The organism is Cognatiyoonia sp. IB215182 (genome assembly GCF_033963905.1).
Lineage (GTDB): Bacteria > Pseudomonadota > Alphaproteobacteria > Rhodobacterales > Rhodobacteraceae > Yoonia.
Window position 1 is genome coordinate 165,182 of the sequence record NZ_JAXBMB010000006.1, and the last position, 24,243, is coordinate 189,424.

General features: G+C 58.7%; 24 protein-coding genes. 10 read left to right on the forward strand and 14 right to left on the reverse strand.

Annotation, left to right across the window (positions count from 1 at the left end):
* Nucleotides 1-6 precede the first annotated feature (6 nt).
* Both SLH47_RS13690 and SLH47_RS13695 read left to right on the forward strand, forming a co-directional pair.
* Entirely contained in the window at nt 7-3,657 is a 3,651-nt protein-coding gene (locus tag SLH47_RS13690) for a vitamin B12-dependent ribonucleotide reductase (RefSeq protein WP_320240114.1), read from the forward strand.
* A 754-nt stretch (nt 3,658-4,411) separates the two neighbouring features.
* Nucleotides 4,412-6,310, forward strand: coding sequence for a cation:proton antiporter (locus SLH47_RS13695; RefSeq protein ID WP_320240115.1), 1,899 nt, complete (start codon nt 4,412-4,414; stop codon nt 6,308-6,310).
* Here the strand turns inward: SLH47_RS13695 and SLH47_RS13700 are convergent.
* From SLH47_RS13700 to SLH47_RS13735, 8 genes are all read right to left on the reverse strand, one after another.
* Nucleotides 6,302-6,730 carry a cupin domain-containing protein gene (locus tag SLH47_RS13700; protein ID WP_320240116.1) on the reverse strand — a complete coding sequence of 143 codons (429 nt, stop codon included), beginning with the start codon at nt 6,728-6,730 and terminating at the stop codon, nt 6,302-6,304. The two genes, SLH47_RS13695 and SLH47_RS13700, sit on opposite strands and share 9 nt — an antisense overlap.
* Before the next feature lie 63 nt (nt 6,731-6,793).
* A complete protein-coding gene (locus SLH47_RS13705; RefSeq protein ID WP_320240117.1) occupies nt 6,794-7,312 on the reverse strand; it encodes a GNAT family N-acetyltransferase in 519 nt (172 codons plus the stop codon).
* A gap of 94 nt (nt 7,313-7,406) precedes the next feature.
* Nucleotides 7,407-8,003, reverse strand: coding sequence for a GNAT family N-acetyltransferase (locus tag SLH47_RS13710; protein WP_320240118.1), 597 nt, complete (start codon nt 8,001-8,003; stop codon nt 7,407-7,409).
* Entirely contained in the window at nt 8,000-9,274 is a 1,275-nt protein-coding gene (gene eno / locus SLH47_RS13715) for a phosphopyruvate hydratase (RefSeq protein ID WP_320240119.1), read from the reverse strand. The genes SLH47_RS13710 and eno overlap by 4 nt, the downstream gene beginning before the upstream one ends.
* A 42-nt stretch (nt 9,275-9,316) precedes the next feature.
* Nucleotides 9,317-10,207: a DMT family transporter gene (locus tag SLH47_RS13720; RefSeq protein ID WP_320240120.1), complete on the reverse strand. Its 891-nt coding sequence runs from the start codon at nt 10,205-10,207 to the stop codon at nt 9,317-9,319.
* On the reverse strand, nt 10,207-10,626 hold the full coding sequence (locus tag SLH47_RS13725; RefSeq protein ID WP_320240121.1) for a Fur family transcriptional regulator: 420 nt from the start codon (nt 10,624-10,626) through the stop codon (nt 10,207-10,209). The genes SLH47_RS13720 and SLH47_RS13725 overlap by 1 nt, the downstream gene beginning before the upstream one ends.
* A gap of 58 nt (nt 10,627-10,684) precedes the next feature.
* A complete protein-coding gene (locus SLH47_RS13730) occupies nt 10,685-11,536 on the reverse strand; it encodes a PhzF family phenazine biosynthesis protein (protein ID WP_320240122.1) in 852 nt (283 codons plus the stop codon).
* Nucleotides 11,537-11,683: 147 nt separating this feature from the next.
* A complete protein-coding gene (locus tag SLH47_RS13735) occupies nt 11,684-12,649 on the reverse strand; it encodes a GNAT family N-acetyltransferase (protein ID WP_320240123.1) in 966 nt (321 codons plus the stop codon).
* Nucleotides 12,650-12,750: 101 nt separating this feature from the next.
* Between SLH47_RS13735 and SLH47_RS13740 the strand changes: the two genes are divergently transcribed.
* Nucleotides 12,751-13,266: a DUF1697 domain-containing protein gene (locus SLH47_RS13740; RefSeq protein WP_320240124.1), complete on the forward strand. Its 516-nt coding sequence runs from the start codon at nt 12,751-12,753 to the stop codon at nt 13,264-13,266.
* Between the two features lie 31 nt (nt 13,267-13,297).
* Here the strand turns inward: SLH47_RS13740 and tyrS are convergent, their stop codons facing one another.
* Nucleotides 13,298-14,548, reverse strand: a complete 1,251-nt coding sequence (gene tyrS, locus SLH47_RS13745; protein ID WP_320240125.1) for a tyrosine--tRNA ligase — start codon at nt 14,546-14,548, stop codon at nt 13,298-13,300.
* A 63-nt stretch (nt 14,549-14,611) separates the two neighbouring features.
* Between tyrS and SLH47_RS13750 the strand changes: the two genes are divergently transcribed.
* Nucleotides 14,612-15,706, forward strand: coding sequence for an anhydro-N-acetylmuramic acid kinase (locus SLH47_RS13750; RefSeq protein ID WP_320240126.1), 1,095 nt, complete (start codon nt 14,612-14,614; stop codon nt 15,704-15,706).
* 222 nt (nt 15,707-15,928) lie between these two features.
* Nucleotides 15,929-16,582 (forward strand): outer membrane protein, encoded by a 654-nt coding sequence (locus SLH47_RS13755; RefSeq protein ID WP_320240127.1) that lies wholly within the window; start codon nt 15,929-15,931, stop codon nt 16,580-16,582.
* A 99-nt stretch (nt 16,583-16,681) separates the two neighbouring features.
* Here the strand turns inward: SLH47_RS13755 and SLH47_RS13760 are convergent, their stop codons facing one another.
* Genes SLH47_RS13760 through soxR form a run of 4 tightly spaced genes read right to left on the reverse strand, consistent with a single transcriptional unit; the run spans nt 16,682 to nt 20,252 of the window.
* On the reverse strand, nt 16,682-17,491 hold the full coding sequence (locus SLH47_RS13760; RefSeq protein ID WP_320240128.1) for an isocitrate lyase/phosphoenolpyruvate mutase family protein: 810 nt from the start codon (nt 17,489-17,491) through the stop codon (nt 16,682-16,684).
* The gene (locus SLH47_RS13765; RefSeq protein WP_320240129.1) at nt 17,488-18,549 is read right to left on the reverse strand and encodes a trifunctional transcriptional activator/DNA repair protein Ada/methylated-DNA--[protein]-cysteine S-methyltransferase; all 1,062 of its coding nucleotides are present in this window, start codon (nt 18,547-18,549) and stop codon (nt 17,488-17,490) included. Before SLH47_RS13765 ends, SLH47_RS13760 begins: the two co-directional genes overlap by 4 nt.
* A gap of 50 nt (nt 18,550-18,599) precedes the next feature.
* Nucleotides 18,600-19,775 (reverse strand): pyridoxal phosphate-dependent aminotransferase, encoded by a 1,176-nt coding sequence (locus tag SLH47_RS13770; RefSeq protein ID WP_320240130.1) that lies wholly within the window; start codon nt 19,773-19,775, stop codon nt 18,600-18,602.
* A 33-nt stretch (nt 19,776-19,808) separates the two neighbouring features.
* On the reverse strand, nt 19,809-20,252 hold the full coding sequence (gene soxR / locus SLH47_RS13775; protein WP_320240131.1) for a redox-sensitive transcriptional activator SoxR: 444 nt from the start codon (nt 20,250-20,252) through the stop codon (nt 19,809-19,811).
* A gap of 74 nt (nt 20,253-20,326) precedes the next feature.
* Between soxR and SLH47_RS13780 the strand changes: the two genes are divergently transcribed.
* From SLH47_RS13780 to SLH47_RS13790, 3 genes are read left to right on the forward strand one after another with little or no spacing between them, the layout of a single operon-like run.
* Nucleotides 20,327-20,503, forward strand: a complete 177-nt coding sequence (locus SLH47_RS13780) for a hypothetical protein (RefSeq protein ID WP_320240132.1) — start codon at nt 20,327-20,329, stop codon at nt 20,501-20,503.
* Nucleotides 20,504-20,507: 4 nt separating this feature from the next.
* Nucleotides 20,508-20,897 carry a VOC family protein gene (locus SLH47_RS13785; RefSeq protein WP_320240133.1) on the forward strand — a complete coding sequence of 130 codons (390 nt, stop codon included), beginning with the start codon at nt 20,508-20,510 and terminating at the stop codon, nt 20,895-20,897.
* Nucleotides 20,898-20,930: 33 nt separating this feature from the next.
* A complete protein-coding gene (locus SLH47_RS13790) occupies nt 20,931-21,710 on the forward strand; it encodes a MerR family transcriptional regulator (protein ID WP_320240134.1) in 780 nt (259 codons plus the stop codon).
* On the opposite strand, the gene SLH47_RS13795 is transcribed toward SLH47_RS13790, so the two are convergent.
* The gene (locus SLH47_RS13795) at nt 21,686-22,024 is read right to left on the reverse strand and encodes an MmcQ/YjbR family DNA-binding protein (RefSeq protein ID WP_320240135.1); all 339 of its coding nucleotides are present in this window, start codon (nt 22,022-22,024) and stop codon (nt 21,686-21,688) included. The genes SLH47_RS13790 and SLH47_RS13795 overlap by 25 nt on opposite strands.
* A 133-nt stretch (nt 22,025-22,157) precedes the next feature.
* Between SLH47_RS13795 and SLH47_RS13800 the strand changes: the two genes are divergently transcribed.
* Together SLH47_RS13800 and cysS are read left to right on the forward strand one after the other, a co-directional pair.
* On the forward strand, nt 22,158-22,547 hold the full coding sequence (locus tag SLH47_RS13800; RefSeq protein WP_320240136.1) for a hypothetical protein: 390 nt from the start codon (nt 22,158-22,160) through the stop codon (nt 22,545-22,547).
* 195 nt (nt 22,548-22,742) lie between these two features.
* Nucleotides 22,743-24,176: a cysteine--tRNA ligase gene (gene cysS / locus SLH47_RS13805; RefSeq protein WP_320240137.1), complete on the forward strand. Its 1,434-nt coding sequence runs from the start codon at nt 22,743-22,745 to the stop codon at nt 24,174-24,176.
* Nucleotides 24,177-24,243: the final 67 nt, after the last annotated feature.

Consider the following 24,243-nt stretch of genomic DNA (forward strand, 5'->3'; position numbering starts at 1 on the left):
AAAAAGATGAAAATCGAACGCAATTTCACAAAAGCCGGCAAGGATGCGTATGCGTCTGTTGCATTCAAAACGACAACCTCCGAGATCCGGAATCCGGACGGAACCGTGGTTTTCAAGCTGGATGAATGTGAGATTCCGGGCGGTTGGAGTCAGGTTGCCTCTGACGTCATCGCGCAGAAGTATTTCCGCAAGGCAGGTGTTCCGTCAAAGCTGAAGAAAGTGAAGGAAAAGGGCGTCCCGTCATTCTTGTGGCGGTCAGAGCCTGCTGCGGACGCGACCTTTGGCGGTGAAACCTCGGCCAAGCAGGTGTTTGACCGGTTGGCGGGCGCCTGGACTTACTGGGGCTGGAAAGGCGGCTATTTTTCGACCGAGGAAGACGCGCGGGCCTATTTCGACGAAATGCGCTACATGCTGGCCACGCAGCGCGCCGCGCCGAACTCTCCGCAATGGTTCAATACGGGCCTGCACTGGGCTTATGGGATCGATGGTCCTGCGCAGGGTCACTATTATGTGGACTACCAGACCGGCGAACTAACCAAATCGGCGTCCTCTTACGAGCATCCGCAGCCGCATGCCTGCTTCATTCAGTCCGTTGACGACGATCTTGTGAATGATGGTGGGATTATGGATCTGTGGGTGCGTGAGGCGCGGCTTTTCAAATATGGCTCTGGCACGGGCACTAATTTCTCCAGCCTGCGTGGCGAGGGTGAGCCGCTGTCGGGCGGTGGGAAATCCTCGGGCCTTATGGGCTTCTTGAAAATCGGCGATCGGGCTGCGGGCGCGATCAAATCAGGCGGGACAACCCGTCGGGCAGCAAAGATGGTGATTGTCGATGCCGATCACCCTGATATCGAAGAGTTCATTAACTGGAAGGTTATTGAAGAGCAGAAAGTGGCGAGCATCGTCGCAGGCTCAAAGATGCACGAACGCTACCTGAATGCGATCTTCCAGGCGATTAAGTCGTGGGATGGAGACGGAGATGCGGCCTACGATCCCAAGGCGAACGCGTCGCTGGCATCCGCTGTGCGTGATGCGAAAAAGTCAGCGATCCCAGAGACTTATATCAAGCGTGTGTTGGACTACGCCAAGCAGGGCTATGACAGCATCGAATTCCCGACCTATGACACGGATTGGGATTCCGAAGCTTATTCCAGCGTGTCCGGCCAGAACTCCAACAACTCCATCCGGGTCACTGATGCCTTCCTGAAGGCGGTCGCGGAAGACGCGAACTGGAAGTTGATCAACCGCAAGAACGGTGAGGTCGCCAAGATCATTAAAGCCCGCGATCTGTGGGAGCAGGTTGGCCATGCCGCATGGGCCTGTGCTGACCCTGGCATCCAGTACCACGACACCGTCAATGCCTGGCATACCTGCCCGGAAAATGGTGAGATTCGCGGCTCAAACCCTTGTTCTGAATACATGTTCCTGGATGACACAGCGTGTAACCTCGCGTCGATGAACCTGCTGACTTTCTACAAGGACGGTCAGTTTCAGGTAGAGGATTACATCCATGCGACCCGCCTTTGGACCGTGACGCTCGAGATCAGCGTGATGATGGCGCAGTTCCCATCGAAGGAAATCGCGCAACGCTCCTACGATTTCCGCACGCTGGGTCTGGGTTACGCCAATATCGGTGGCCTTCTGATGAATATGGGGCTGGGCTATGACAGCGACGAAGGCCGCGCGCTTTGTGCCGCGCTGACGGCGATCCTTTCGGGTGTTTCTTACGCAACTTCGGCCGAGATGGCGGGTGAGTTGGGTGCGTTCCCCGGCTACGCCAAGAACGAAAAACACATGCTCCGCGTGATCAAGAACCATCGCCAGGCGGCCATGGGCAAGACAACGGGCTATGACAAGCTCGACGTCAAGCCGGTGGCTCTGGATCACGCCAACTGCCCGGATGCGCGTTTGGTTGAACTGGCCGTCTCGTCCTGGGATGAGGCGCTGACGTTGGGCAAAAAGCATGGCTATCGCAACGCGCAGGTCTCGGTCATTGCACCCACCGGCACAATTGGCCTGGTCATGGATTGTGACACCACCGGTATTGAGCCTGATTTTGCGCTCGTGAAGTTCAAGAAGCTCGCTGGCGGCGGCTATTTCAAAATTATCAACCAATCGGTGCCTGCCGCGCTGGATCAGTTGGGCTATGGCTCGGCCGAGATTGAAGAGATCATCGCTTATGCAGTGGGCCATGGCTCCATGGGGCAGGCGCCGGCTATCAACCACACCTCGCTAATCGGCCATGGCTTTGGTCAGGCGGAACTCGACAAGATCGAGGCGGCGCTGGCCTCTGCCTTCGATATCCGGTTCGTGTTTAACCAATGGACGCTGGGCGAGGAATTCTGCACCAAAACGCTCGGCATCCCTGCCGAGAAGCTGAACGACCCGACCTTCGATCTGCTGCGGCATCTGGGCTACTCGAAACAGGATATCGAAGCGGCCAACGACCATGTTTGCGGGACGATGACGCTTGAAGGCGCGCCTTTCCTGAAGGAAGAGCACTACAATGTCTTCGATTGCGCGAACCCTTGCGGCAAAAAAGGCAAGCGTTATCTGAGTGTTGAGAGCCATATTCACATGATGGCTGCGGCCCAATCATTCATCTCTGGCGCGATCTCAAAGACGATCAACATGCCGAATGATGCAACGATTGAGGATTGCCAGAAGGCCTACGAACTTAGCTGGTCGCTGGGCATCAAGGCGAATGCGCTTTATCGCGATGGTTCGAAACTGTCACAGCCTTTGGCAGCAGCCTTGGTCGAAGACGATGATGAGGCGATGGAAACACTGGAAACCGGCACACCACAGGAGAAAGCTGCGGTGCTGGCCGAAAAGGTCGTCGAGAAAATCATCGTTCAGGAAGTGCGCAACCGCGAGCGGGAAAAGATGCCGCAGCGGCGCAAGGGCTATACGCAAAAAGCCATTGTGGGTGGGCATAAGGTCTATCTGCGGACCGGCGAGTATGAAGACGGCTCCCTCGGTGAGATTTTCATCGACATGCATAAGGAAGGCGCCGGTTTCCGGGCGATGATGAACAACTTCGCCATCGCCGTCTCGGTCGGCCTGCAATACGGCGTGCCGCTGGAGGAATTCGTGGATGCCTTCACCTTCACCAAGTTCGAACCGGCGGGCATGGTGCAGGGCAATGACAGCATCAAGAATGCGACGTCGATCCTTGATTATATCTTCCGCGAATTGGCCGTATCCTACCTCGACCGGACCGATCTGGCCCATGTGAAACCGGAAGGCGCCACGTTCGACGATGTTGGCCGCGGTGAGCAGGAAGGCGTGTCGAATATCCAGGCACCGTCGGAGAATGCGGCGACCCGGTCGCTTGAAGTGCTCAAACAAATCTCGTCGACGGGTTATCTGCGCAAGCGGATGCCGCAAGATCTGGTTGTGCTGCAGGGTGGTCAGGCGGGTGCTACGGCTTTGGCCACAGGAACGGACCCTTCGGCGGCGCTGCAGACACTGGTTCCCGAGGTCAGCGAAAGCATTGTGGCAACGGGCACGGCGACAACGATGTCCGCGCGCGACAAGGCAAAGATGCAGGGCTATGAAGGCGATCCTTGCGGCGAGTGCGGCAACTACACGCTGGTGCGCAACGGGACCTGCATGAAGTGCAATACGTGTGGGGCCACGTCGGGATGTAGCTGAGGAATTGAGGGTTGGGATCGGTGTCCTACCACCGATCCCAGATTGTCTCACGCTTGAACAGTGCGGGCGTGGGACTAAGCAGTCGGCTCTTTCGAGTCGATCTGAAATGAAAGAGACATAGAAAGGATTGCTAATCAACGACGCGCTGCCAACCCACAGGAAATACATGGTTTATCCACGCACTGCCTGTGGAAAAGACGGAGGGCTAAATGCCTAGGAAGTCTAATTCGGAGGTGACAAGTGCTCGGGCTGCGTCTGCTGCAGCCAAAGTGCTGAGAAATCCGAAATCTACTAAAGCTGCCAAAACGGCAGCAGCGTCGGCGCTGACACAGCGTCCTAACAAACGGAAGTAATGTTCCATGGAGGCGGTACTGCCGCCTCCAAAACTAGAGTTCCGGGGGCGGGTGCGCTCGCCCCGGCGCAGGTCGGGCCGCAGGCAACAAACCGAGCGGTACATAATGAGTGAGCCTGATCAGCGAAACTATGGGGGACCTTCGGGTCTCCCTTTTTTCTTGCGGAGCTGGTGGATGGGCGGACTCCGCCATCGGCTTTGCCAATCGCTCTGTCCGCGGACGGTGAATGATGCGCATTCACCTGTGATCAGCGACACCATGGGCAGCCATCATGCTCCGATCTTTTCTTTCATGCGGATCGCTTGGGATGTCGCTGCCGGTGATCCACCAATTTATTGCTCGCTCTCCCTTTCCAAAGCCGACACAGCCTGCGCATGATCCGAACAACGCAAAGGCCCGTCATGACTGATTTTCTTCTTCTCGCATTCATCTTTCTGATCGCTGGCGTGATCGCCGTGCCAATAGCCTCGCGGATGGGATTTGGCTCGGTCCTTGGGTATCTGCTTGCAGGTATTGTCATTAGTCCCGTGCTGGCCGTTCTCGATGTCGACGTCATCTCCATCCAGCACTTCGCAGAATTCGGTGTCGTGATGATGCTGTTTCTTGTGGGCTTGGAGCTGGAGCCAAAACGGCTCTGGGCGATGCGCGGTCAGTTGATTGGATTGGGCGGCGGTCAGGTGGGTTTGACCGCGTTGCTGGTGATGGGTGCGGCCATAATGCTGGGGGAAAGCTGGACCGTCGGTCTGGCGATTGGCCTGATCATGTCAGTCAGTTCGACCGCCATTGTATTGCAAACATTGAATGAAAAAGGATTGATGAAAAGCGGCGGCGGCCAATCCAGCTTTTCGGTCCTGCTGGCGCAGGACATCGCGGTCATCCCAATGCTGGCCTTCATGCCGCTTCTAGTGATGCCGGAACTGGTTGATCTGTCCCACAGTGCGGCGGACGGCCATGGTGAAGATGACCACGCGCAGGCGATGAGCCTTGTTGACGGGCTGAACGGGTGGCAGACCGCGCTAGTGAATGTCGTGGCCATCGCGGCGGTGATCGGGGCAGGCAGCTATCTAACGCGGCCAGTCTTTCGCTTTATCGCCGCCGCGAATTTGCGTGAACTCTTCACGGCTACCGCCTTGATGATGGTGATCGGCATCGCGCTTTTGATGTCGCTTGTTGGCCTGTCACCGGCTTTGGGCACCTTTCTCGCCGGCGTCGTCCTGGCGAATAGCGAATATCGCCATGAGCTTGAATCGGACATTGATCCGTTCAAGGGCCTTCTTTTGGGCCTCTTCTTCATGACCGTTGGCGCCGCGATTGATTTTGAGCTGCTTGGCGACAATCTGCTACTGATCGTCGGGCTGACACTTGGATTGATGGCGATCAAGATCCTTGTCCTGATCGGCCTCAGTTTCGTGTTTGGTATTCGTGGCTCAGACCGCTGGCTTCTTGGGCTCAGCCTTGCGCAAGCAGGGGAGTTTGGCTTTGTCCTTCTGTCGTTTTCGGTCACCAATCTGATCCTGCCGCAGGATCTGGCGGATAAGCTGCTATTGGTGGTCGCGCTGTCCATGATGCTGACGCCACCTTTGTTCATCTTCTACGACCGCGTGATCGCGCCGCGCTACACGATTGCGGCGGATGAACCGGCGGATGAGATCGAAGAGCAGGGCGAGATCATCATTGCAGGTGCAGGCCGGGTCGGCGGCATCGTGCGGCGCATCCTCTCCGCGGCGGGCTACAGCCTGACTGTCATCGACTACAATGCCAAGCATCTTGAGAATATGCGCCGATTTGGCGCGCGGATTTACTATGGCGACGCGACGCGTCCTGATTTGCTGCATGCGGCAGGTTTGCAAGACGCGAAAATCCTCGTCATCGCGATTGATGACCGCGAAAAGATCACGGGGCTGGTGCGCTACGTGAAGGGCATTTTCCCCGATCTTCCCATCATCGCCCGTGCGGTGGACCGACACCACGTCTACGAGCTTTGGGCAGCGGGTTGCCGTGACATTATCCGTGATACCTATGACAGCTCTCTGCGCATGGGCCGTTCTGCGCTTGAGCAGATGGGGATCGCTCATGATAGGGCTGACCTGATGGTGGCGGCGTTCAACCGGATGGACCGGGCTTCAATGCTTTCCTTGGCGGATGCTTATGACCCGGAGGTCCCGGTAATGGAGAACGAAAACTACATTGCCCGGGTGCGTGAAATCATTGGCCCGCGCGAGGCAGAGTTGCACGACCAGATGATGGAAATTCTGGAAACCGGCAAGATGCCGGAGATGGATGAAGCCTCATCAGGATGAGGCGCGCGGGATGTCAAAGCCGGGTGCAGCCAGGGTGAAACCTTCAAACTGAAAGCCGGGCGAGACGGTGCAACTAACCAGCGTCCAATCGCCAGTGGTACGCGCGGCCTGCCAAAATCCTTCGGGAACAATGATTTGCGGTGCTTGGCCCGCATCAAGGTCCGCGCCAAGCGTATGATCTCGCGCCGGGCCTTGATCGGTCTCAGAGAGAGAAAGCACGATAGGCGCACCCGCATGGTAGAGCCAGATTTCCGTCGCATCGACCTTGTGCCAGTGGCTCTGTTCGCCGTCTTTCAGCAGGAAATAGATGCAGGTTCCGGTCGGACGCCCAGCATTTTCGGCGATCCAGGTTTGGCGGTAATACCCGCCTTCAGGATGCGGCAGCAGGTCGAGTTTTGCGATGATGTCGTCTGCTGTCATGTGTTTTTTGCTCTTTTGGTCAGCCGCGCATGCGCCGCCGAGATTTGACAATCGCATGATCCTTCAAAGCGGGTGTTCATAAAACACGATATGTTGGGTCAGATCGGGTGGTAGTTCATGGTAAGGGGCAGCGCGTGTGAATCCCATCCCCTCGTAGAGCGCCATCGCCTCTGGCAGGCGCCGCATTGTGTCGAGGACAAAGCGTCTGTATCCGGCCGCCTTCGCCCAATCCATGGCATCGCGGCAAAGCCGGCGCGCCACGCCTTTGCCGCGACCCTCTGGCGTGACGTAGACGCGCTTGATCTCGCAAGTGGCGGCGTCAATCCGGTGCGTCATGCCGCAGGCGACGATCTGGCTGCCCTCGGTTGCGACAAAGATCTCGCCATCGGGTGGAACGTGTTTGCCCGGCAGGTCGTCCATCAATTGCTGATAGACGGGCACGGCATAGTAATGATCGACCAGGCCAGGCAGGTCCGTGGTGCGGTCGATCAGAACGTCGCGATAGGCCCAGCAAAGTGCGCGCACAGCCGCCAAATCATCGTCGGAGCGGGCATGTCTGATGTGGAATACGGGCGCAGGCATTTTTGCAGAGTGGCGATTGGTCATGTCGTGCGCAAGTCGGTTTTGCCTTGCGACTTTTGATCCGATATATGCACAGCTTTGTATTGATCGCTTATCAAGAAAGAAACGGAATGTGGGCTCCGGCTTCTTTTGAATGCACGCCGGACGCCCTTGGGTCGGCAAAAATCTCAACCGCACGCTTGTAGGGCGTGAAACCACTACGGCGATAAAAGGTCAGCGCCTGCAGTGAATCGAGCGTACAGGTATGGACATGGAACCTGCTGATGGGGCGTGAGAAGGCGCGGGATTGCGCTAGCGACATCATCGGTTTGCCAAGACCCTTGCCGGTGGCCGCCTGCGTCAGGCCGAAGAAGGCCAATTCGCATGCGTCGGGTTCCCGGAAATCCAGTTCGAGCAGTCCAATCGTGCCGCCATCATTCTGAATAATCCAAGTCTCGACATCGGGATGGTTAAGAATGGATGCCAGCTCCGTTTCCGGTAGGGTCAATCGTGACGTCCAGAGCCAAGGCGCGCCGACGGCCCGGAAGATATCGAGATAAGCTGCAACAGAAAGCTTTTGGTGGTCGACCGCCGCGTCCGTTGGAAACGGATGCGGCGTTTGGGCCTGTGGTTCGGTCATCTCCAAATAGGTGACCACAGTTGCCAGATGATCATTGGCGACGTCGTGCAGGCCTGTAGAAAGCGTGCTCACTTGAGGATCGACCGTCCGGCGTAGATGGCGGTTTCGCCAAGCAATTCCTCAATCCGGATCAGCTGGTTGTATTTCGCCAACCGGTCAGAGCGGGAGAGGGAGCCGGTTTTGATCTGGCCGCAATTCGTGGCGACGGCGAGGTCGGCGATGGTGGCGTCCTCGGTTTCGCCGGAACGGTGCGACATGACATTGGTGTAGCGCGCGCGGTGGGCCATATCGACGGCCTGCAAGGTCTCGGTCAACGATCCGATCTGGTTGACCTTCACAAGCATGGAATTGGCGCAACCTTTGGCGATGCCATCGGCGAGGCGGGCAGGGTTGGTGACGAAAAGGTCGTCGCCGACCAGTTGGACCTTGTCGCCGATCAGGTCGGTCAGGGTTTTCCAGCCGTCCCAATCATCCTCGGACATGCCGTCTTCGATGCTGATGATCGGGTAGTCGGCGACGAGTTTGGCGAGGTATTCGGCGTTTTCTTGGGAGCTCAGCGAAATGCCTTCGCCGACCATCTCGTATTTGCCGTCTTTGTAATACTCTGTCGCAGCGCAATCGAGAGCGAGGTAGATGTCTTTGCCCGGCTTATAGCCCGCTTTTTCAATCGACGTCATGATGAAGTCGAGCGCGACGCGGGTGCTTTCGAGGTTGGGGGCAAAGCCGCCTTCGTCACCAATGCCGGTATTGTGTCCCGCAGCGCTCAGTTCTTTTTTCAGCGTATGGAACACTTCGGAGCCCATGCGCACGGCCTCGCGGATGTTCGCGGCCGACACAGGCATGATCATGAATTCCTGAATATCGATAGGATTATCAGCATGTTCGCCGCCATTGATGATGTTCATCATCGGGACGGGCAGGGTGCGGGCCGATGTGCCGCCGACATAGCGGAAGAGCGGTTGGGCGGTGAAATCGGCGGCGGCTTTGGCGACGGCGAGCGAGACCCCGAGGATGGCGTTGGCACCCAGGCGGCCCTTGTTCGGGGTGCCGTCGAGTTCGATCATCGCCTCGTCAATAGCGACCTGCTCGGTGGCATCAAAACCCACGAGCGCCTCGGCGATCTCGCCGTTGACGGCGGCGACGGCCTCCAAAACGCCTTTGCCGAGATAGCGGGATTTGTCGCCGTCACGCTTTTCGACGGCCTCATGCGCACCGGTGGACGCCCCCGATGGCACGGCAGCGCGGCCCATCGTGCCGTCTTCGAGGATCACGTCGACTTCCACCGTGGGGTTGCCCCGGCTGTCGAGAATTTCGCGGGCATGGATGTCGATAATGGTGCTCATGTCGGGCTCCTTTGGGAGGGGATGTTAGCGGTATCAGTGGCTCTATAACGCGGGATTTTCCGCAAGGGAAGCACGGTGGATTCTCGCCTCGCGCCAGAGGGTGTAGATGCCGGAGACGATGATGATCGTGGCGCCAAGCATGGTCGCCTTGTCGGGGCGCTCGGCAAAAAAGAAGAAACCGATGATGAGGGCGAACAGCATGCGGCTGTAGCGGAAGGACGAGATGATGCCAGCATTGCCGATGCGCGTGGCAGCGACGATAAACATATAGGCGAGGGTGCCGATGCCCACACCGCAGCCCAGCAGCAGCCATTCGCGGCCCTGCGGCCAGACCAATGCTTGGCCCTGGATCAGGGGCAAGAGAAATGCGGGCAGGGTCACAATCGCAAAGGCATGCATGCCGAACTGCACGCCAGAAAGGCCGACATTCAGACCACGCGTGATCACATCACGGGCGGTTAGGCCAAGCATGCCGCCCACGGCCAACAGGGTCGAGGGCACAAAGCCGTCCATACCGGGGCGGATGATCAAAAGGACGCCGCAAAAGCCGATTGTGATCGCGATCCAGCGCCGCCAGCCCATGGGTTGCCCAAGAAAAAGCGATGCTGCCATCGCGACGAGAAGCGGTGTAGCCTGAATGACCGCCGACGCGGTTGTCAGCGGAATCAAGGCAAGGGCAGAGACGAAAAAGCAAGAGCCGATGACTTCGCAACCACTGCGGGCAATCACACCGGGATGCAGGTAGTCGGCATGCCAAAGTGGCAGATGAGCAATCAGTGACCAAGTGACCAAAACAAGCAACCCGCCAAAGCACATCAGCGCGAGCACCTGACCTGCGGGGATTGTGCCTGAAAGCTGCTTGATCAGCGCGTCTTCGACCGCAAAGCATAACATGGCAAAGACCATGAATGCGGCCCCGCGCAGGTTATCCATCAGCTATCGCTTTTCTTGAGTGGCACGCCGTAGAGTTCCAACCGATGCCCCATTAGTTTGTACCCCAGTTTGGCGGCAATCTTTTCCTGCAAGGCTTCGATTTCTTCGTCGACGAATTCGATCACTTCACCGGAATGAACATCAATCAGATGGTCATGGTGATCGCGATCTGCCGCCTCATACCGGGCGCGGCCATCGCCGAATTCGTGCTTGTCGAGGATACCGGCCTCTTCGAACAGTTTCACCGTGCGGTACACAGTGGCTAGCGAAATCCTGGGATCGGCCGCCGCCGCACGCTGGTACAGTTCTTCCACGTCAGGATGATCCTCCGCCGCTTCGAGAACTGCAGCAATCGTGCGCCGCTGTTCTGTCAGTCGCAGGCCGTTTGCTTCGCAACGGGCAAGGATCGTGTTGGTCATAAATGGCCCCTCGTGAATGCGTCTTTCATAGCTGTCCGCGCATAGGGATGCCAGAGGGCTAGAGCACAAGTTCGCCCTGCATCACGCGCACGGCCTGACCGCTGATGGTGATGCGCGTGGGCGTGCTGTCGTCAGACCGGGCGTGGATCAATGATGGGCGCCCCATCGCCACGCCTTGGCGGATCGTCAGATCAAGCGGATGGCCCTGCGTTTCGGTCAGAAGCGCGGTCAATGTCGCGGCGGCGCTGCCTGTGGCGGGGTCTTCGGGGATGTTGTCGAGCGGCGCGAACATGCGCGCGTTCACCTGATCACCCTGACGTGTGTAGGCGAGGAGTGAAAAATCCATGCCTGCCGGATGCCGGGCGGCACCCTCTTTGATGATATCAATGGATGGCGCGCAGGCATCGAGGTGCTGGCCCTTTTGCAACTCAACAAAAACAAAAGGCAAGCCAATGCTGGCCTGCACTGGCGCATGGGTCGCCGTTTTGACCGATTCTGTGGGAAGGCCCAACGCGGCAGCAACAAGGGCAATATCGGGATGGGCCAGACGCTCAAGCGGCGCGGAGGTTGCGAACGCCACCTGTCCATCGTTGAACGTGCAGGGAATGGGGCCAACGCCAAGCTCCAGCACCATGTCGCCCATATGCCCCTCATCACGCAATGCGCGCGCCGTGCCGATTGTGGGGTGACCGGCAAAGGCAATCTCCATGGTCGGGGTAAATATCCGCACCTTTGCGGTGTGGGCCGGGTCTTTGGCGGGGTAGACGAAGGTCGTTTCGGAATAGTTGAACTCGCGGGCGATCTTTTGCAGCGATGCCTCTGGCAAGTTGGTCGCATCCGGGATCACTGCCAATGGGTTGCCGCCAAAGGGGTGATCGGTGAAGACGTCGTAGACGAAGTAGCGGGTCATCTGTGCCTGCTTTGATAGGGGCCTTTGGGCCAGGTCAACGATCGCGAAGATCAGGGCGATCCTGGCTGGGGTCAAGATCATCAGCCAGGCACTCCGGTTTAGTGACTTTCGCGGGCGATCACCCGTCGGTAGGCGCCTGCAAAGCTGCTATCGTCCGGGCAAGCGGAGCCATGTTCCGCCCAATGGGGTTATCTTGGCGCCCGTGCCGATCTTGAAGCGCGCGAGGCCGGGCGCTGTTTCGGTGTCGACATGCCCCAGATCAAGCCGGATATGTCCACGTGCGGCAAGCCAATCGGCGGCAGCGGTGAGAAGGCCATGGTGCGCATTCTGCGCGCGACCCTCAGCCCCGGTCCATCCCAGATGATAGGTTGCAACCGGTCCATGCCGCAAAAACAGCATCGCAGCGATGGGCGTTCTTTTGCGGGTTGCTGTGAAGACGATTGTGTCATGCGGGCGGCAATCGGCATAGGCTTTCAGAATGGCATGGGGGAGCGTGCGGAAGCCCTTGCGGCGCTGCTGAGCGAGGTCAGCCTCCAGCAGCCAGCCATGCCGATGTAGCGCGAAAGGCCGGATATCAGTGCGAAAGCTCGCGTCTTGTGCTCTCCGCCAGGCATTGCGCCATTTCGCTTTCATATGGGTAAGGCGGGTTTCGGTCGTTTCGGTCAGATCAAGTTCGGCCACAAAGGCGGGTGTTGTGATCATGCGAAAGCCCGCTTGTTTGTAGGTGGCGGGCTCTTGGGTGTCAGCGTTGATCAGGCGCAGACCCGATTGCTGAAGGTCCGCCCAGCGCGCCTCGCAGGGTACATCCTCGGCCCAGACGGGACCGCGAGATGCAAAGGTGACGCCGAAGCGGCGCAGATTGATGACCGGCGCGGCGTTTGACAACGCGGTGACCCGCACAGGCTGGCCCAGGCGACGCAATGCGGCGGCGAAATTGGGGTGTTGCTGCAAGGGCAGGGCAGGTTCTGGCGCCATGGGCGCATTAAGCGGATGGAAACCTAAGGCGTGGTTAAAGAGCGGCATGAAACTGACCAGACGCAAACCGCGCCGCATCTCGGGCATTGCGGCCCCGCCACCGCGACCGACGGCCTTGGGAGCCGCTGTCGTTGCCACCATCATCACCTTTCCAATTGGTGTCACATTGATCGTGATGGATCTTTTGCTGTTGTAGGTCTGGGGTGTTGTGTGTGCCGGGCCTGCGCTAGGCTTTGCCCATGCAAACACTGATCGCACTCTTGAGGGCCGTGAACGTCGGAGGCACAGGTAAGCTGCCGATGGCGGAGTTGCGCACCATGGCAGAGGCGGCGGGGCTTGCTGATGTGCGCACCTATATCCAGTCCGGCAACCTTGTTTGCCGGTCGTCCGAGGCGCCAGAAACAGTCAAATCGAGTTTGGAGGCTCACTTGGCCGCCCATGCAGGCAAGCCGGTCGACGTCTTTGTGCGTACCGCAGAGGAACTCAGCCAGATTATTGACGCGAATCCCTTTGCAGATGCAGATCCAAAGCGATTGGGGATGCTGTTTCTGGATGTGCCTGCAGAGCCTGCCATGGTCGCGGATTTGAAAGGACAAAAGGATGAACGCGTCGTCTGCGGCGTGCGCGAAATCTACATCCACTACCCAAGCGGCATGGGTACCTCAAAGCTGCAATTGCCCCATGCGCCGGTTGCCACGATGCGCAATCTCAATACGGTCAGGCGCCTCGCTGAGATGGCAGCGGGCGACGCCTGAAGTCTAGCAGTCGGGATAATCGGGTGCGTGCCTAACCCAATTGCACCAAAGCATGACGCTTCTTGCCAGCACTCAGCTTGACGGGTTCGGCCAAGGCCGCGGCATCCATGAAAAGACCGGCATCCTTCAACGGCGCGTCGTTCAACCGGGCGCCGTTCTCTGCGATGAGGCGTTTCGCCTCTTTGCCGCTGCCGGCCAGACCGGAACGCACGAGAAGCTGCACGACCGAAATCCCGTCGCCCAATTCCTCGGCGCTAAGCGTGAGGGTCGGCAGGTCACCACCAACGCCGCCTTTCTCGAAGACTTCTCGCGCTGTGGATTCTGCCGCCTCAGCGGCTTCCGCACCATGCAGCAAGCCAGTCACAGCATTGGCGAGGATGATCTTGGCTTCGTTGATCTCGGACCCTTCCAGTGCGCCGAGGCGGTCACATTCCTCAACCGGCAATTCGGTGAAGAGTTTCAGGAACTTCCCGGTGTCGGCGTCCGTTGTGTTCCGCCAGAACTGCCAGAACTCGTAAGGCGACAGCATGTCGCCATTCAGCCAGACCGCACCGCCTTGCGACTTGCCCATCTTGCGCCCGTCGCTTGTGGTCAGCAAGGGTGTCGTCAGCCCGTAAATCTCCTTCTCAGCCACGCGGCGCGTAAGGTCGATCCCGTTGACGATATTGCCCCACTGATCCGACCCGCCCATCTGCAAGAGGCAGCCATAGCGGCGGTTCAGCTCAAGAAAGTCGTAGGCCTGCAGGATCATGTAGTTGAATTCGAGAAACGATAGCGACTGCTCCCGGTCGATCCGCGATTTTACGCTTTCAAACGAAAGCATCCGGTTGACCGAAAAATGCCGCCCGATATCGCGCAGGAAGGACAGGTAATTCAGATCATCGAGCCATTCGGCATTGTTGAGCATGATCGCATCGGTGGGCCCATCACCATAGCGCAGGTAACGGGCAAAGACCGTTTGCATTCCGTCGATATTTGCCTGGATCGCCGCATCGTCCAGCAGGGGCCGTTCCTCGGATCGGAATGAGGGGTCGCCGACCTTGGTCGTCCCACCGCCCATCAGCGTGATCGGCTTATGCCCGGTCTTTTGCAGCCAGCGCAGGACCATGATGTTCATCAGATGGCCCACATGCAGCGATTTCGCTGTGGCGTCATAACCAATATAGGCAGGCACCACCCCCGCACTCAGTGCCTCATCAAGGCCCTGATAATCCGTGCAATCGGCGAGAAAGCCGCGCTCCATCATCACCGCGATGAAATCGGATTTGGGGTGGTAGGTCATCTGCTTGTTCCCGTGTTTGGCGTGGGGCAGTCTATAGAGAGGTCGTTTGGCAAGGGAAAGCATATGTTGAGGGACGCTGTCGTTACGGCATTGGGCACGATGTCGGGCACATCGCTTGACGGCGTTGACGCTGCAGTCCTGGTGACGGATGGCGTTAAGATTTTGGATTTTGGCCCAAGCGATTATCGGGCTTACGCTGATGATGAGCGCGACGTGTTGCGCCAGCATTTGGGCTTGTGGGCCGACGATGATGTGAGCGTCGCTGCCGCCGTGGTTGAAAAGGCTCATCTGTCGCTAATGCGCGAATTTGCGGGTGTGGAATTGGCAGGCTTCCACGGCCAGACGCTGGCCCACGATCCGGGCGGGCGCGGTACGCATCAATGTGGCGACGGTGCGCGACTGGCAAATGCGCTTGGCGTGCCCGTCGTGTGGGACTTTCGCAGCGCGGATATGCGCGCAGGCGGGCAGGGCGCGCCGCTCGCGCCGTTTTATCACTTTGCCCTGACCAAATGGATCAATGCCACAGCGCCGTTGGCTTTTTTGAACCTGGGTGGTGTCGGCAATCTGACCTGGATCGATCCCCGGTTTGCCGACCCCGCCGATCCCGGTGCGCTTCTGGCCTTTGACACGGGACCCGCCAATGCGCCCATGAACGACATCATGTCGGCGCGCCGAAACCAGCCTTTTGATCAGGGTGGAGCGCTGGCAGCCGCGGGTACTGCCAGTGATGCGATCGTCCAGGACTTCCTCGCTCATCCCTACTTTGCCAAAGCGCCGCCAAAATCACTGGACCGGGACGATTTTGCGCCGCTCACCAAAGCGGTCGCCGCGCTTTCGGATGCCGATGCGATGGCGACGCTCATGCAGGCCGTCGTTGCAAGCGTAGCGGTCGGATTGGCTCGCTGTCCTTCGCTGCCACAGCAGCTTTTGGTGACCGGGGGTGGACGGAAGAACCAGACGCTGATGCAGGCGCTCAAGACCACTCTGGAATGTGGTGTCGAACCTGTTGAAAAGGCCGGTCTGGATGGCGATATGATCGAGGCGCAGGCATTTGCCTATCTTGCCGTCCGCAGCGCCAAAGGTCTGCCCATTTCGGCGCCAGGGACGACCGGAACAGCTGCCCCCACGACCGGCGGGCGGCTGTCACAGCCAGCATAGCGCGCCAAGGTTTCGCCACAATTTACCGCGTATTTCCGCCGATTGCGACACAATACCGCCGAAACACTGTAATTGTGTCAAAAATAAGCGGTATTTGGCCCAACTTCTTTGAAGGCTTCCGCTCAAAGCCGCCGGTTGCGATCACAGCCGCGTGAGGGGCATTGTGGTTGTGTTTTTCGATGTCACTTGTACAGCACGACAACCCGAATAACGGAGATAAAAATGAAACCGACATTCAAAGCCGTTCGTGCGAGCATGCTGGCCGCTCCCCTGGCCATTGTTGCAGGTATGGCATCTGCTGGCGGGCTTTCAGAGCCTGTAGCAACCCCCGCTCCGGTGCCCGTCGCACCTGTGCCGGTCGCACCAGTAGGAACAGATTGGACTGGTTTTTACGCTGGTGCTCAGTTGGGTTTTGGTGAGTTGGAAGCAGAGCTTGGCGGCACTGACGCGCTAGACGGTGATGAATCCGGTCTGCTTTTTGGTGCACATGCCGGTTATTTGTATGATTTTGGTAATATCGTCCTGGGCGGTGAACTCGACATTGATGGTTCGAATATCGAGCCCGAGCTTGCCATTGCAGATGACACATTCGAACTCGACACCGTGACACGTGCCAAGCTGTTGCTGGGTTATGATGCAGGGCGGTTCCTTCCCTATCTGACCGGCGGTGTCGCACAAGCAAGAACCAGTTCTAGTACAGATGCAGTTGACGGTGATGACGACGGCACATTTGCCGGTCTGGGTGTGAAATATCTGCTTAGCGACACTTTCATGATTGGTGGCGAGGTGCTGCAGCACCAGTTCGACGACTATGTCACCGATGATCTGGACGTCGAAGCGCTTACAGGCACATTGCGCGCCTCGTTCCGCTTCTAATCGGCGAGACAAGCAGTCCGGACGGTCTGTCCCTTCCCCAAACCCCGCCGTCCGGGGTGTTTAGAAAGGGCCCGCAGCGCAAACTGCGGGCCCTTATTGTTACTTTAGAAGTGGGTCGACGACGTTGCTGCCGATACCGGCGCTGAGCGGGCTGAACTGACCGTCTTCAAACATCGCTTTTGCCGCGTCATGCATGACGCGATGGGTGATCCGCGCCAGAGATGAGCCGAGGGAGACGCGGGCAACGCCGATATCCGCAAAGTCAGCCAGCGTATGGGCGCAAAACCTACCAGCAACCAAGGCGTTGACCGGGGCCCCCACGGCGGCACAAATCCGCGCCTGATCGTCAAGGCTAGGCGGTAACGGGGCGTAAAGGCAATCTGCCCCGGCAGCCTCAAACGCCTGCAAACGCTTGATCGCTTCGTCGGTGTCGTATTGCCCCGTCAGGATGCCGTCCGCCCGCGCGGTCAGCACAAAATCATGCGTCAACTCCTTTGCCGCAACTGCGGCAGCGCGGATCCGTTCAACCGCCAGGTCAAAGTCGTAGGCGGCGTTGCCCGGCAGAACCGTGTCTTCGATGCAAATGCCGGCAAGCCCGACTTCGGCTGAGAGTCGCACGGTTTCAGCGCAGGTCGCCGGATCATCACCAAAGCCGTTCTCAAAATCGCCCTGCACCGGCAAATGGGTGACCGAAACGATATCTTCTGCATGGGCCAGCGCCTCATCCCGCGTGATCTGCCCGCCGTCGGGGCGCCCCATCGTGAACGCATGCGCCGCTGACGATGTGGCGAGCGCCTTTGCTCCCATATTCTGCATCATCTTGGCTGATCCTTTGTCCCATACATTGACCAGAACAAGGGGCGCGCCCTTCACATGTAATGCGCGGAACGTTTCTGCAGGATGTGTCATCTCTGGGCCTTTCTTGCGTGAAGATGTTCGATTTCAAGAAGCTTCTGTTTACGCCACAACCCGCCGCCATAGCCGGTCAACGCGCCGTTGGAGCCGATCACCCGGTGACAGGGGATCATGATCGCAATCTGGTTGGCACCATTTGCGCGCGCGACGGCGCGCACGGCTTGCGGCGAACCGATGGCTTTGGCGAGCGCGGCATAGCCGCGCGTCTCGCCCGGTTTGATCGTTTGAAGGGCACGCCAGACGTTCTTGGTGAAGGGCGTGCCGTGCAGCGCGAGCGCGGTTTTGAAAATGCCGGACGTTCCGGTGAAATAGGCATCAAGCTCGGCTCTGACCTGCGTGGTGATCGCGGTTTCGCCGATGCCGATCTGCCCCTTGGCCATCTTCCTCAGCCGCCGCAATTCAGCGGGCAGCGCCTTGCGGTCGGCAAATTCCAGAAGATGCAACGCGTTGTGATCGCAGACCGCAATCATTGCACCCAGCGGTGTTGCGATATGCGCGGCCTGTAAGAGGGCATCGCGTTGGAACTCTGCAGGTGCTTGCCCGAGCAGCTTGGCAAAAGCCGCACGAAAGCCCGAGGGGCTGTCGAACCCCGCCTCCAGCTGCGCGTCGATCACCTTGCTGTTGCCCAAGGCGGTGAAGCCATGGGCCAGCCGCCTTTGCCGGGCCATGTCGAGAAAAGTGACGCCAAAATGCCGCTTGAAACTGCGCCGCACGGTCGAGGGATCAAGGCCCATCGCCGCGATATCACGCTCCTGCCATCTGCGTGTGGGCGCGGCCTCCAATGCCGCCAGGAGTTTTGTGATGCCGGGGTCAGCCTCGGCCGCGGGGCCAAGCGGGTGGCAGCGGCGACAGGGGCGAAAGCCTGCCTCCAAGCATTCTGCGGTTGATCCGAAGAAGGTGCAGTTTTCGCGGTTTGGTTTGCGGGCAGGGCAGGTGAGCCTGCAGAAGATACCCGTCGTGCGGACCGCCACAAAGGCTTGCCCTTCATAGGCCGGGTTACGCGCGATCAGCGCATCGTAAAGCACATCGTCAGAGGGCAGATCAAAAAGCATGGCCCTGCATAAACCGATTCTCAGGGGCGCTGCCGCCGGATTTCGGGCAGCTATTTCGGCACATGGTTCTGCGCGAAGGCCACCAGTTGCTGGAGTGCGGCCACATAATCGGCATCGTCCACGGTCATCGCGACCCGGATATGCCCGGCGGCAGCGCTGCCAAAGCTCTCACCCGGCATAACCGCAATATGGTGTGCGTCGAGCAGACCATTGGCGAAGTCCTCGCCGCTGAGCCCTGTCGCCCGGATATCGAGCATTGCGTACATCGCGCCTTGGATCGGCAAAGGGCGGACGACGTTTTGGCCCTTAAGTACGTCAAGCGTTAAGGCGCGCCGGCGGAGAAATGGGGCCGCGACAGCCTCTTCAACCTGTTGACCCTGCCCAAGGGCAAACTCGGCTGCATCCTGAATGTAACCGGCCACGCCATAGGTCGTATGCGTGGCAAGGTTGATCAGATGTGTGATGGCCGCCTCTGGCCCGCAAATCCAGCCCACACGGCTGCCGGTCATGGCGTGGCTTTTCGACATGGAGCCCACGACCAGCGTGCGTTCAGCCATGCCCGGCAAGGTGCGTGGGCTGATATGAGCGCCGTCCCAAACCTGCGTGTCATAAACCTCGTCCGAGATCAGCCAAAGGTCATGCTCTTTGCAGGCGCGTGCGATGGCGTTGAGTGTCTCGGCGCTGTAGACCGCACCAGTGGGGTTGTTGGGCGTGTTGATCAACAGGGATTTTGCGCCTGCCGCTTGTGCCGCAATCGCCTCATAGGTTGGTTGAAAGGCCGTATCAGGTGATGTGACAATGGCTCGCGCTTCTGCGCCGACAGCGCGGATTGTGCCCGGATAGGTGGCATAATAGGGATCGATGAAGAGCGCGGTATCCCCTTGATTACACACCGCATTATGGGCCGCAAACAGGCCCGCCTGACCGCCCGGGGTGATCAGGATATTGGCCGCTTTTGTCGCCACGCCCGTCCGCTCGGTAATCCGTGCGGCCACCGCCTCGCGCAGTGAGAGGATGCCCGGCACCTCGGCATAGCCGGTATGGCCGGCAACGGCTGCCGCATGCATCGCGCCAAGGATGTCGGGATGGGTGCGGATATCATGCTCACCAATCGTGAGTTCAGTGACCTTGATGCCCTCGCGGATCATCCGGCGCGCGCGATAAAACACACCCCACCCATCAGAGCCGCCACCAGTGATATTCGTGATACGTGTCGAGAGTTCCATGCGCCGCAGGGGAACGGCGATGACACCGGAAAGTCAAGCAGGCAAACGCGTCAGATTGCGTGGCCCCTTTCCATCCTTGCCTTTGATGTCAGCGGGGTTATAAAGCGCGCAGGATTTCAGGCTCAGACAGCCGCAGCCGATGCAGCCGTCAAGCTTGTCGCGCAATTCTTCGAGAGCGGCGATTCGGGCGTCGATATCTTTGCGGAATTGGGTGCTGATCCGGGTCCAGTCGGCCTTGGTCGGCGCTTTGTGATCTGGCAGCGCATGCAGGTGTTCGGCGATTTCCGAGAGTGGAAATCCAAGCGCTTGCGCAGCCATCACAAAAGACAGTCGCCGAATGTCAGAACGGCCATAACGGCGGTGCCCGCCCTTGTTGCGCAGAGGTTTGACGATGCCGTGCGTTTCGTAAAACCGGATTGCCGACACCGCCAAACCGGTGCGGTCAGCAAGGTCTCCGATAGCCAAACCCTGGGGCATGAAAAAGTCCTTGATCTCAAGTTAACTTGAGAAATTACACCAGATTTGTACTCAAATAGAAAGAGGAGAAAGCGATGCGACAGAAGCCAACAGAACGCTACTGTGCAGATGCCCAAGCGCTGACAGCGTTGAAACGCGACGGTATGGGATGGGGCCATGATCTGGAATGCGGATGCTTTGAGGCACCGGCCACACCGCGCCGGCCATCAGTGATCGTGCGGGTGAACGAATGGTTACGGAAAGGGTTTTAAGACCATGGCACAACTGGAACATATCAACATCACGGTCTCGGATCCCAAAAAGACAGCCGCGATGCTGTCCGCGCTTTTCGGTTGGAAAACAAGGTGGGAGGGAACGGTGATGGACGGTGCGGGCTACACCGTGCATGTGGGCAACGATGACAGCTACCTTGCGGTCTATTCCGGCGCAAAGCCGGACCAGATCATGCCCAAAGCCGATGCCAGCTATATGACGCGGGGCGCGATAAACCATGTTGGCGTTGTCGTTGATGATCTTGATGTCGTGGAAGAGAAGGTGATCGCCATGGGGTTTGAGCCCACATCCCATGCCGACTACGAACCGGGCCGTCGGTTCTATTTTCTTGATCATGACGGTGTGGAATTTGAAATCGTCAGTTATGCTTGACCCTCACGCGGCGTGAGGCGGCATCAGGGGCGTATGAAAACCCGAATCAAGGAATACGGGGTCGGTGAACTGGCCCGATTGTCCGGCGTCACGGTGCGCACGCTGCACCATTACGACGCGACCGGCCTGTTGCGCCCCGCCCATGTCGCGGCCAACGGCTACCGCATTTATGGCCGCGATGAATTGCTGCGTTTGCAGGAAATCCTGTTCTACCGCGCCTTTGGCATGTCTCTGGCCGAGATTGCGGATGTGCTGGACAGCGAGTCGGAGGCGTTGGTGCGTCTGCGCGCCCATCGCGCAAAGCTGGCAGCGCAGGCAGCCAAGACGGCGGACCTGCTGGCCACCCTTGATCGGACGATTGCAACGCTGATGAGGGAGGCTGACATGCAAGATCAAGACCTTTACGCGCCGTTTGATGCGGCAACCCAGACCGGTCACGAGGATTGGTTGATCGACACCTATGGCCCTGACATGGCCGTGAAAATCGCCGTGTCGAAGGAGGCTGTGGCTGCGATGCCCAACGGTATCGCAGGACTGATGGACCGGTTGCGCGAGAGTGAAGCGGAGTTGGTTGGGGCTTTCAAAAAAGGTGTGGTTGCGGGTGACAGGAAGCTCGTGCCGATGCTGGACAAGCATCGTGCCTTGATGGCGGATTTCTGGGGTGACGCCTGCGACCCTAACGCCTATGCTGGGCTCGCAGATATGTATCTGGCACATTCTGATTTTGTCGCGCGGTATGAACGACTTGCGCCACGCTTTTCACAATGGTTGCCTGCGGCAATGAAAGCTTATGCAGCCGAAATCTCGGCCTGAGCCTTTTTCGTCAGCCCCTTGAAAACGATGTCGTAAGACGACTGGATGCGGTGGCGCATCTCGTCCTCTGCGGCGTCGAAACTGACAAGCACCCAGCTTTTGTGAAAATAGGGTGCTTTGGTGGCCGCACCGGCATCAATCAGCATCTGCGCTGTGTCCACGCTGTCGGTCTTGGCGGCAAAACCATCGATCCGCTCGCCAAAACAGACGAACATCTTGCCGCCTACCTTCCAACTGTCGAGTTCGGTCGTGGGGTCTGATGCGACGGCACCGGTAAGCGCGGCGCAGATATGGTCAACAAGGCTTCGGGTCATGCGGGCAGTTTAGGCCGAATGCGCCGGTCTGCAAGGGCGTCCAACAATTAACCAAACACCACGAAAGCAGCGGATTTTTCGACATGCCGCCGCTACACTTCACTTGTGGATGTGAGAGTGGGATCAACACGGCATGGCGTTTATTGACGTGATCAAGAGTGGGCGGTGCACCGACCGCTCAATTGGACGCAGGCAAGAGGATCGTGCGCTGCGAGGTGCCGCATGGGACAATGCACGCGAGCGGCGGCGGCCCGTGTCGCGGACAGATGCGGCCGCCCAATCGGTGATTATGGCCGGTCTTGCCGCGCCCGGCATGCCTGACCCTTTGCCAAATGCGGCAGCAGCCAAGCTTTATGAAGCGGCAAAGCCTCGCAAGTCAGAGGCTGAGCTGGAGCGGGAGGCGTTCCTGCGCGAGGCGGAGCTGGCCCATCAGGCCGCGCAACGGGCCTGGGTGTTTGAGCGGCGCACTGGCCATAAACCCCGCTCTGCGGATGTCGAAGACGCGGAGTTTGTCGATATCTGACCGCGTGTCTGATCAAAGCCTGCGCTGAATTTGCTGGACCGCTTCGATGCGGCCTGCTATGCCCGCTGCATGAAGAGCATCTGCATCATTCCCTGCTGCATTATCTGCTGACATCACTGTCGCGGGCTCTTCTTTCACGTTTTACATCTGACCTGAACTTGCTAAGCCCGCGGCGCACTACGTTTGCGAGGCGTTATGACAACCATTCGGCTACACAATACCAAAACCCGCAGGCGCGAGGATTTCGTGCCAATCGATCCTGCCAATGTGCGGATGTATCTCTGCGGGCCGACGGTTTATGACCGTGCGCATCTGGGTAATGCGCGGCCTTCGCTGGTCTTTGATGTGCTCTTTCGCCTGATGCGTGAGGTTTATGGGGCGGATCACGTTACTTACGTACGGAATTTTACGGATGTGGACGACAAGATCAACGCGCGTGCGGCGGAAAGCGGGCGCGCGATTGGTGACATCACCGCCGAGACCATCGGTTGGTATTATGAGGATATGGACGCGCTGGGTGTACTGCGCCCAACGCATGAGCCGCGCGCGACCGGCTACATCGCGCAGATGATCACGATGATCACGGACCTTATTGCGAAGGACAACGCTTATGAAGCGGAGGGCCACGTGCTCTTTGCGGTCGACAGCTATGCGGACTACGGTGCTCTGTCGGGCCGGTCCACGGATGACATGATCGCCGGTGCGCGCGTTGAGGTCGCTCCCTACAAGCGCAATCCAATGGATTTTGTGCTGTGGAAGCCGTCGGGTGATGGTCAGCCCGGCTGGGACAGCCCTTGGGGTTATGGCCGCCCTGGCTGGCACATTGAATGCTCGGCCATGGCGCATGATCTTTTGGGCGAGAGCTTTGACATTCATGGCGGCGGCAACGATCTGCAATTTCCGCATCATGAAAACGAGATCGCGCAATCCTGCTGCGCCCATCCCCAGGGCGAGTTCGCGCGGTACTGGATCCATAACGAGATGCTGCAGGTTGAGGGCAAGAAGATGTCCAAGAGCTTGGGCAATTTCTTCACGATCCGTGATCTGTTGGATGAGGGCGTGCCGGGCGAGGTGATCCGCCTTGTGATGCTGGGGACGAATTACGGCAAGACCATGGACTGGACCGAAAGCCGCCGGGCAGAGGCCGAGGGGACCTTGCGCAAATGGTATGGCATTCTGCATGGGCATGGCTTTGGGCCAAAGCTGATTGATGCACTAAAGGCGGATGGCAAATGGCAGTCGGATGCAGAGTTCATCGGCGTGCTGGCCAATGATCTGAACACGCCGGGTGCGATTGCGCGGCTGCATGTTCTGTCGAAGGGCAAGACGCCCGCCGCGCTGGCAGGCTTTGCCCATGGGTTGGAGATGCTGGGGCTTGTGTCGGATTGGGCTGACATCCCGCTTTTTGAGGGTGGTGAGGCTGGCCCTGACATAGCACCTGCCATTGCTGCGCGTGTCGATGCGCTGCTTGCAGATCGGGCCAAGGCGCGGGCCGCCAAGGATTGGGGGCGAGCAGATGAAGTGCGCGATATTCTGACTACCGCTGGCGTGCAGGTCACGGATGTGGGTGGTCAGGCAACCTGGGCGCCCGGTCCGGATTTTGATGCCGCCAAGCTGGGAGACCTCTGATGGGCATGAATTTTCTAGAAAATTCATCAGGTGCCCAATTTTCTAGAAAATTGGGTCGGCGGCCGTC

What these genes read in the sequence shown, in the direction of transcription:
- SLH47_RS13760 (WP_320240128.1), bottom strand. Translation starts at nt 17,491, where the DNA reads ATGACACATCCTGCAGAAACGTTCCGCGCATTACATGTGAAGGGCGCG.
- SLH47_RS13765 (WP_320240129.1), bottom strand. Translation starts at nt 18,549, where the DNA reads ATGCTTTTTGATCTGCCCTCTGACGATGTGCTTTACGATGCGCTGATC.
- SLH47_RS13700 (WP_320240116.1), bottom strand. Translation starts at nt 6,730, where the DNA reads ATGACAGCAGACGACATCATCGCAAAACTCGACCTGCTGCCGCATCCT.
- SLH47_RS13730 (WP_320240122.1), bottom strand. Translation starts at nt 11,536, where the DNA reads ATGACCCGCTACTTCGTCTACGACGTCTTCACCGATCACCCCTTTGGC.
- SLH47_RS13705 (WP_320240117.1), bottom strand. Translation starts at nt 7,312, where the DNA reads ATGCCTGCGCCCGTATTCCACATCAGACATGCCCGCTCCGACGATGAT.
- SLH47_RS13695 (WP_320240115.1), top strand. Translation starts at nt 4,412, where the DNA reads ATGACTGATTTTCTTCTTCTCGCATTCATCTTTCTGATCGCTGGCGTG.
- SLH47_RS13790 (WP_320240134.1), top strand. Translation starts at nt 20,931, where the DNA reads ATGAAAACCCGAATCAAGGAATACGGGGTCGGTGAACTGGCCCGATTG.
- SLH47_RS13690 (WP_320240114.1), top strand. Translation starts at nt 7, where the DNA reads ATGAAAATCGAACGCAATTTCACAAAAGCCGGCAAGGATGCGTATGCG.
- tyrS (WP_320240125.1), bottom strand. Translation starts at nt 14,548, where the DNA reads ATGACCTACCACCCCAAATCCGATTTCATCGCGGTGATGATGGAGCGC.
- SLH47_RS13795 (WP_320240135.1), bottom strand. Translation starts at nt 22,024, where the DNA reads ATGACCCGAAGCCTTGTTGACCATATCTGCGCCGCGCTTACCGGTGCC.
- SLH47_RS13800 (WP_320240136.1), top strand. Translation starts at nt 22,158, where the DNA reads ATGGCGTTTATTGACGTGATCAAGAGTGGGCGGTGCACCGACCGCTCA.
- SLH47_RS13770 (WP_320240130.1), bottom strand. Translation starts at nt 19,775, where the DNA reads ATGGAACTCTCGACACGTATCACGAATATCACTGGTGGCGGCTCTGAT.
- SLH47_RS13785 (WP_320240133.1), top strand. Translation starts at nt 20,508, where the DNA reads ATGGCACAACTGGAACATATCAACATCACGGTCTCGGATCCCAAAAAG.
- SLH47_RS13740 (WP_320240124.1), top strand. Translation starts at nt 12,751, where the DNA reads ATGCAAACACTGATCGCACTCTTGAGGGCCGTGAACGTCGGAGGCACA.
- cysS (WP_320240137.1), top strand. Translation starts at nt 22,743, where the DNA reads ATGACAACCATTCGGCTACACAATACCAAAACCCGCAGGCGCGAGGAT.
- SLH47_RS13725 (WP_320240121.1), bottom strand. Translation starts at nt 10,626, where the DNA reads ATGACCAACACGATCCTTGCCCGTTGCGAAGCAAACGGCCTGCGACTG.
- SLH47_RS13755 (WP_320240127.1), top strand. Translation starts at nt 15,929, where the DNA reads ATGAAACCGACATTCAAAGCCGTTCGTGCGAGCATGCTGGCCGCTCCC.
- SLH47_RS13750 (WP_320240126.1), top strand. Translation starts at nt 14,612, where the DNA reads ATGTTGAGGGACGCTGTCGTTACGGCATTGGGCACGATGTCGGGCACA.
- eno (WP_320240119.1), bottom strand. Translation starts at nt 9,274, where the DNA reads ATGAGCACCATTATCGACATCCATGCCCGCGAAATTCTCGACAGCCGG.
- soxR (WP_320240131.1), bottom strand. Translation starts at nt 20,252, where the DNA reads ATGCCCCAGGGTTTGGCTATCGGAGACCTTGCTGACCGCACCGGTTTG.
- SLH47_RS13720 (WP_320240120.1), bottom strand. Translation starts at nt 10,207, where the DNA reads ATGGATAACCTGCGCGGGGCCGCATTCATGGTCTTTGCCATGTTATGC.
- SLH47_RS13780 (WP_320240132.1), top strand. Translation starts at nt 20,327, where the DNA reads ATGCGACAGAAGCCAACAGAACGCTACTGTGCAGATGCCCAAGCGCTG.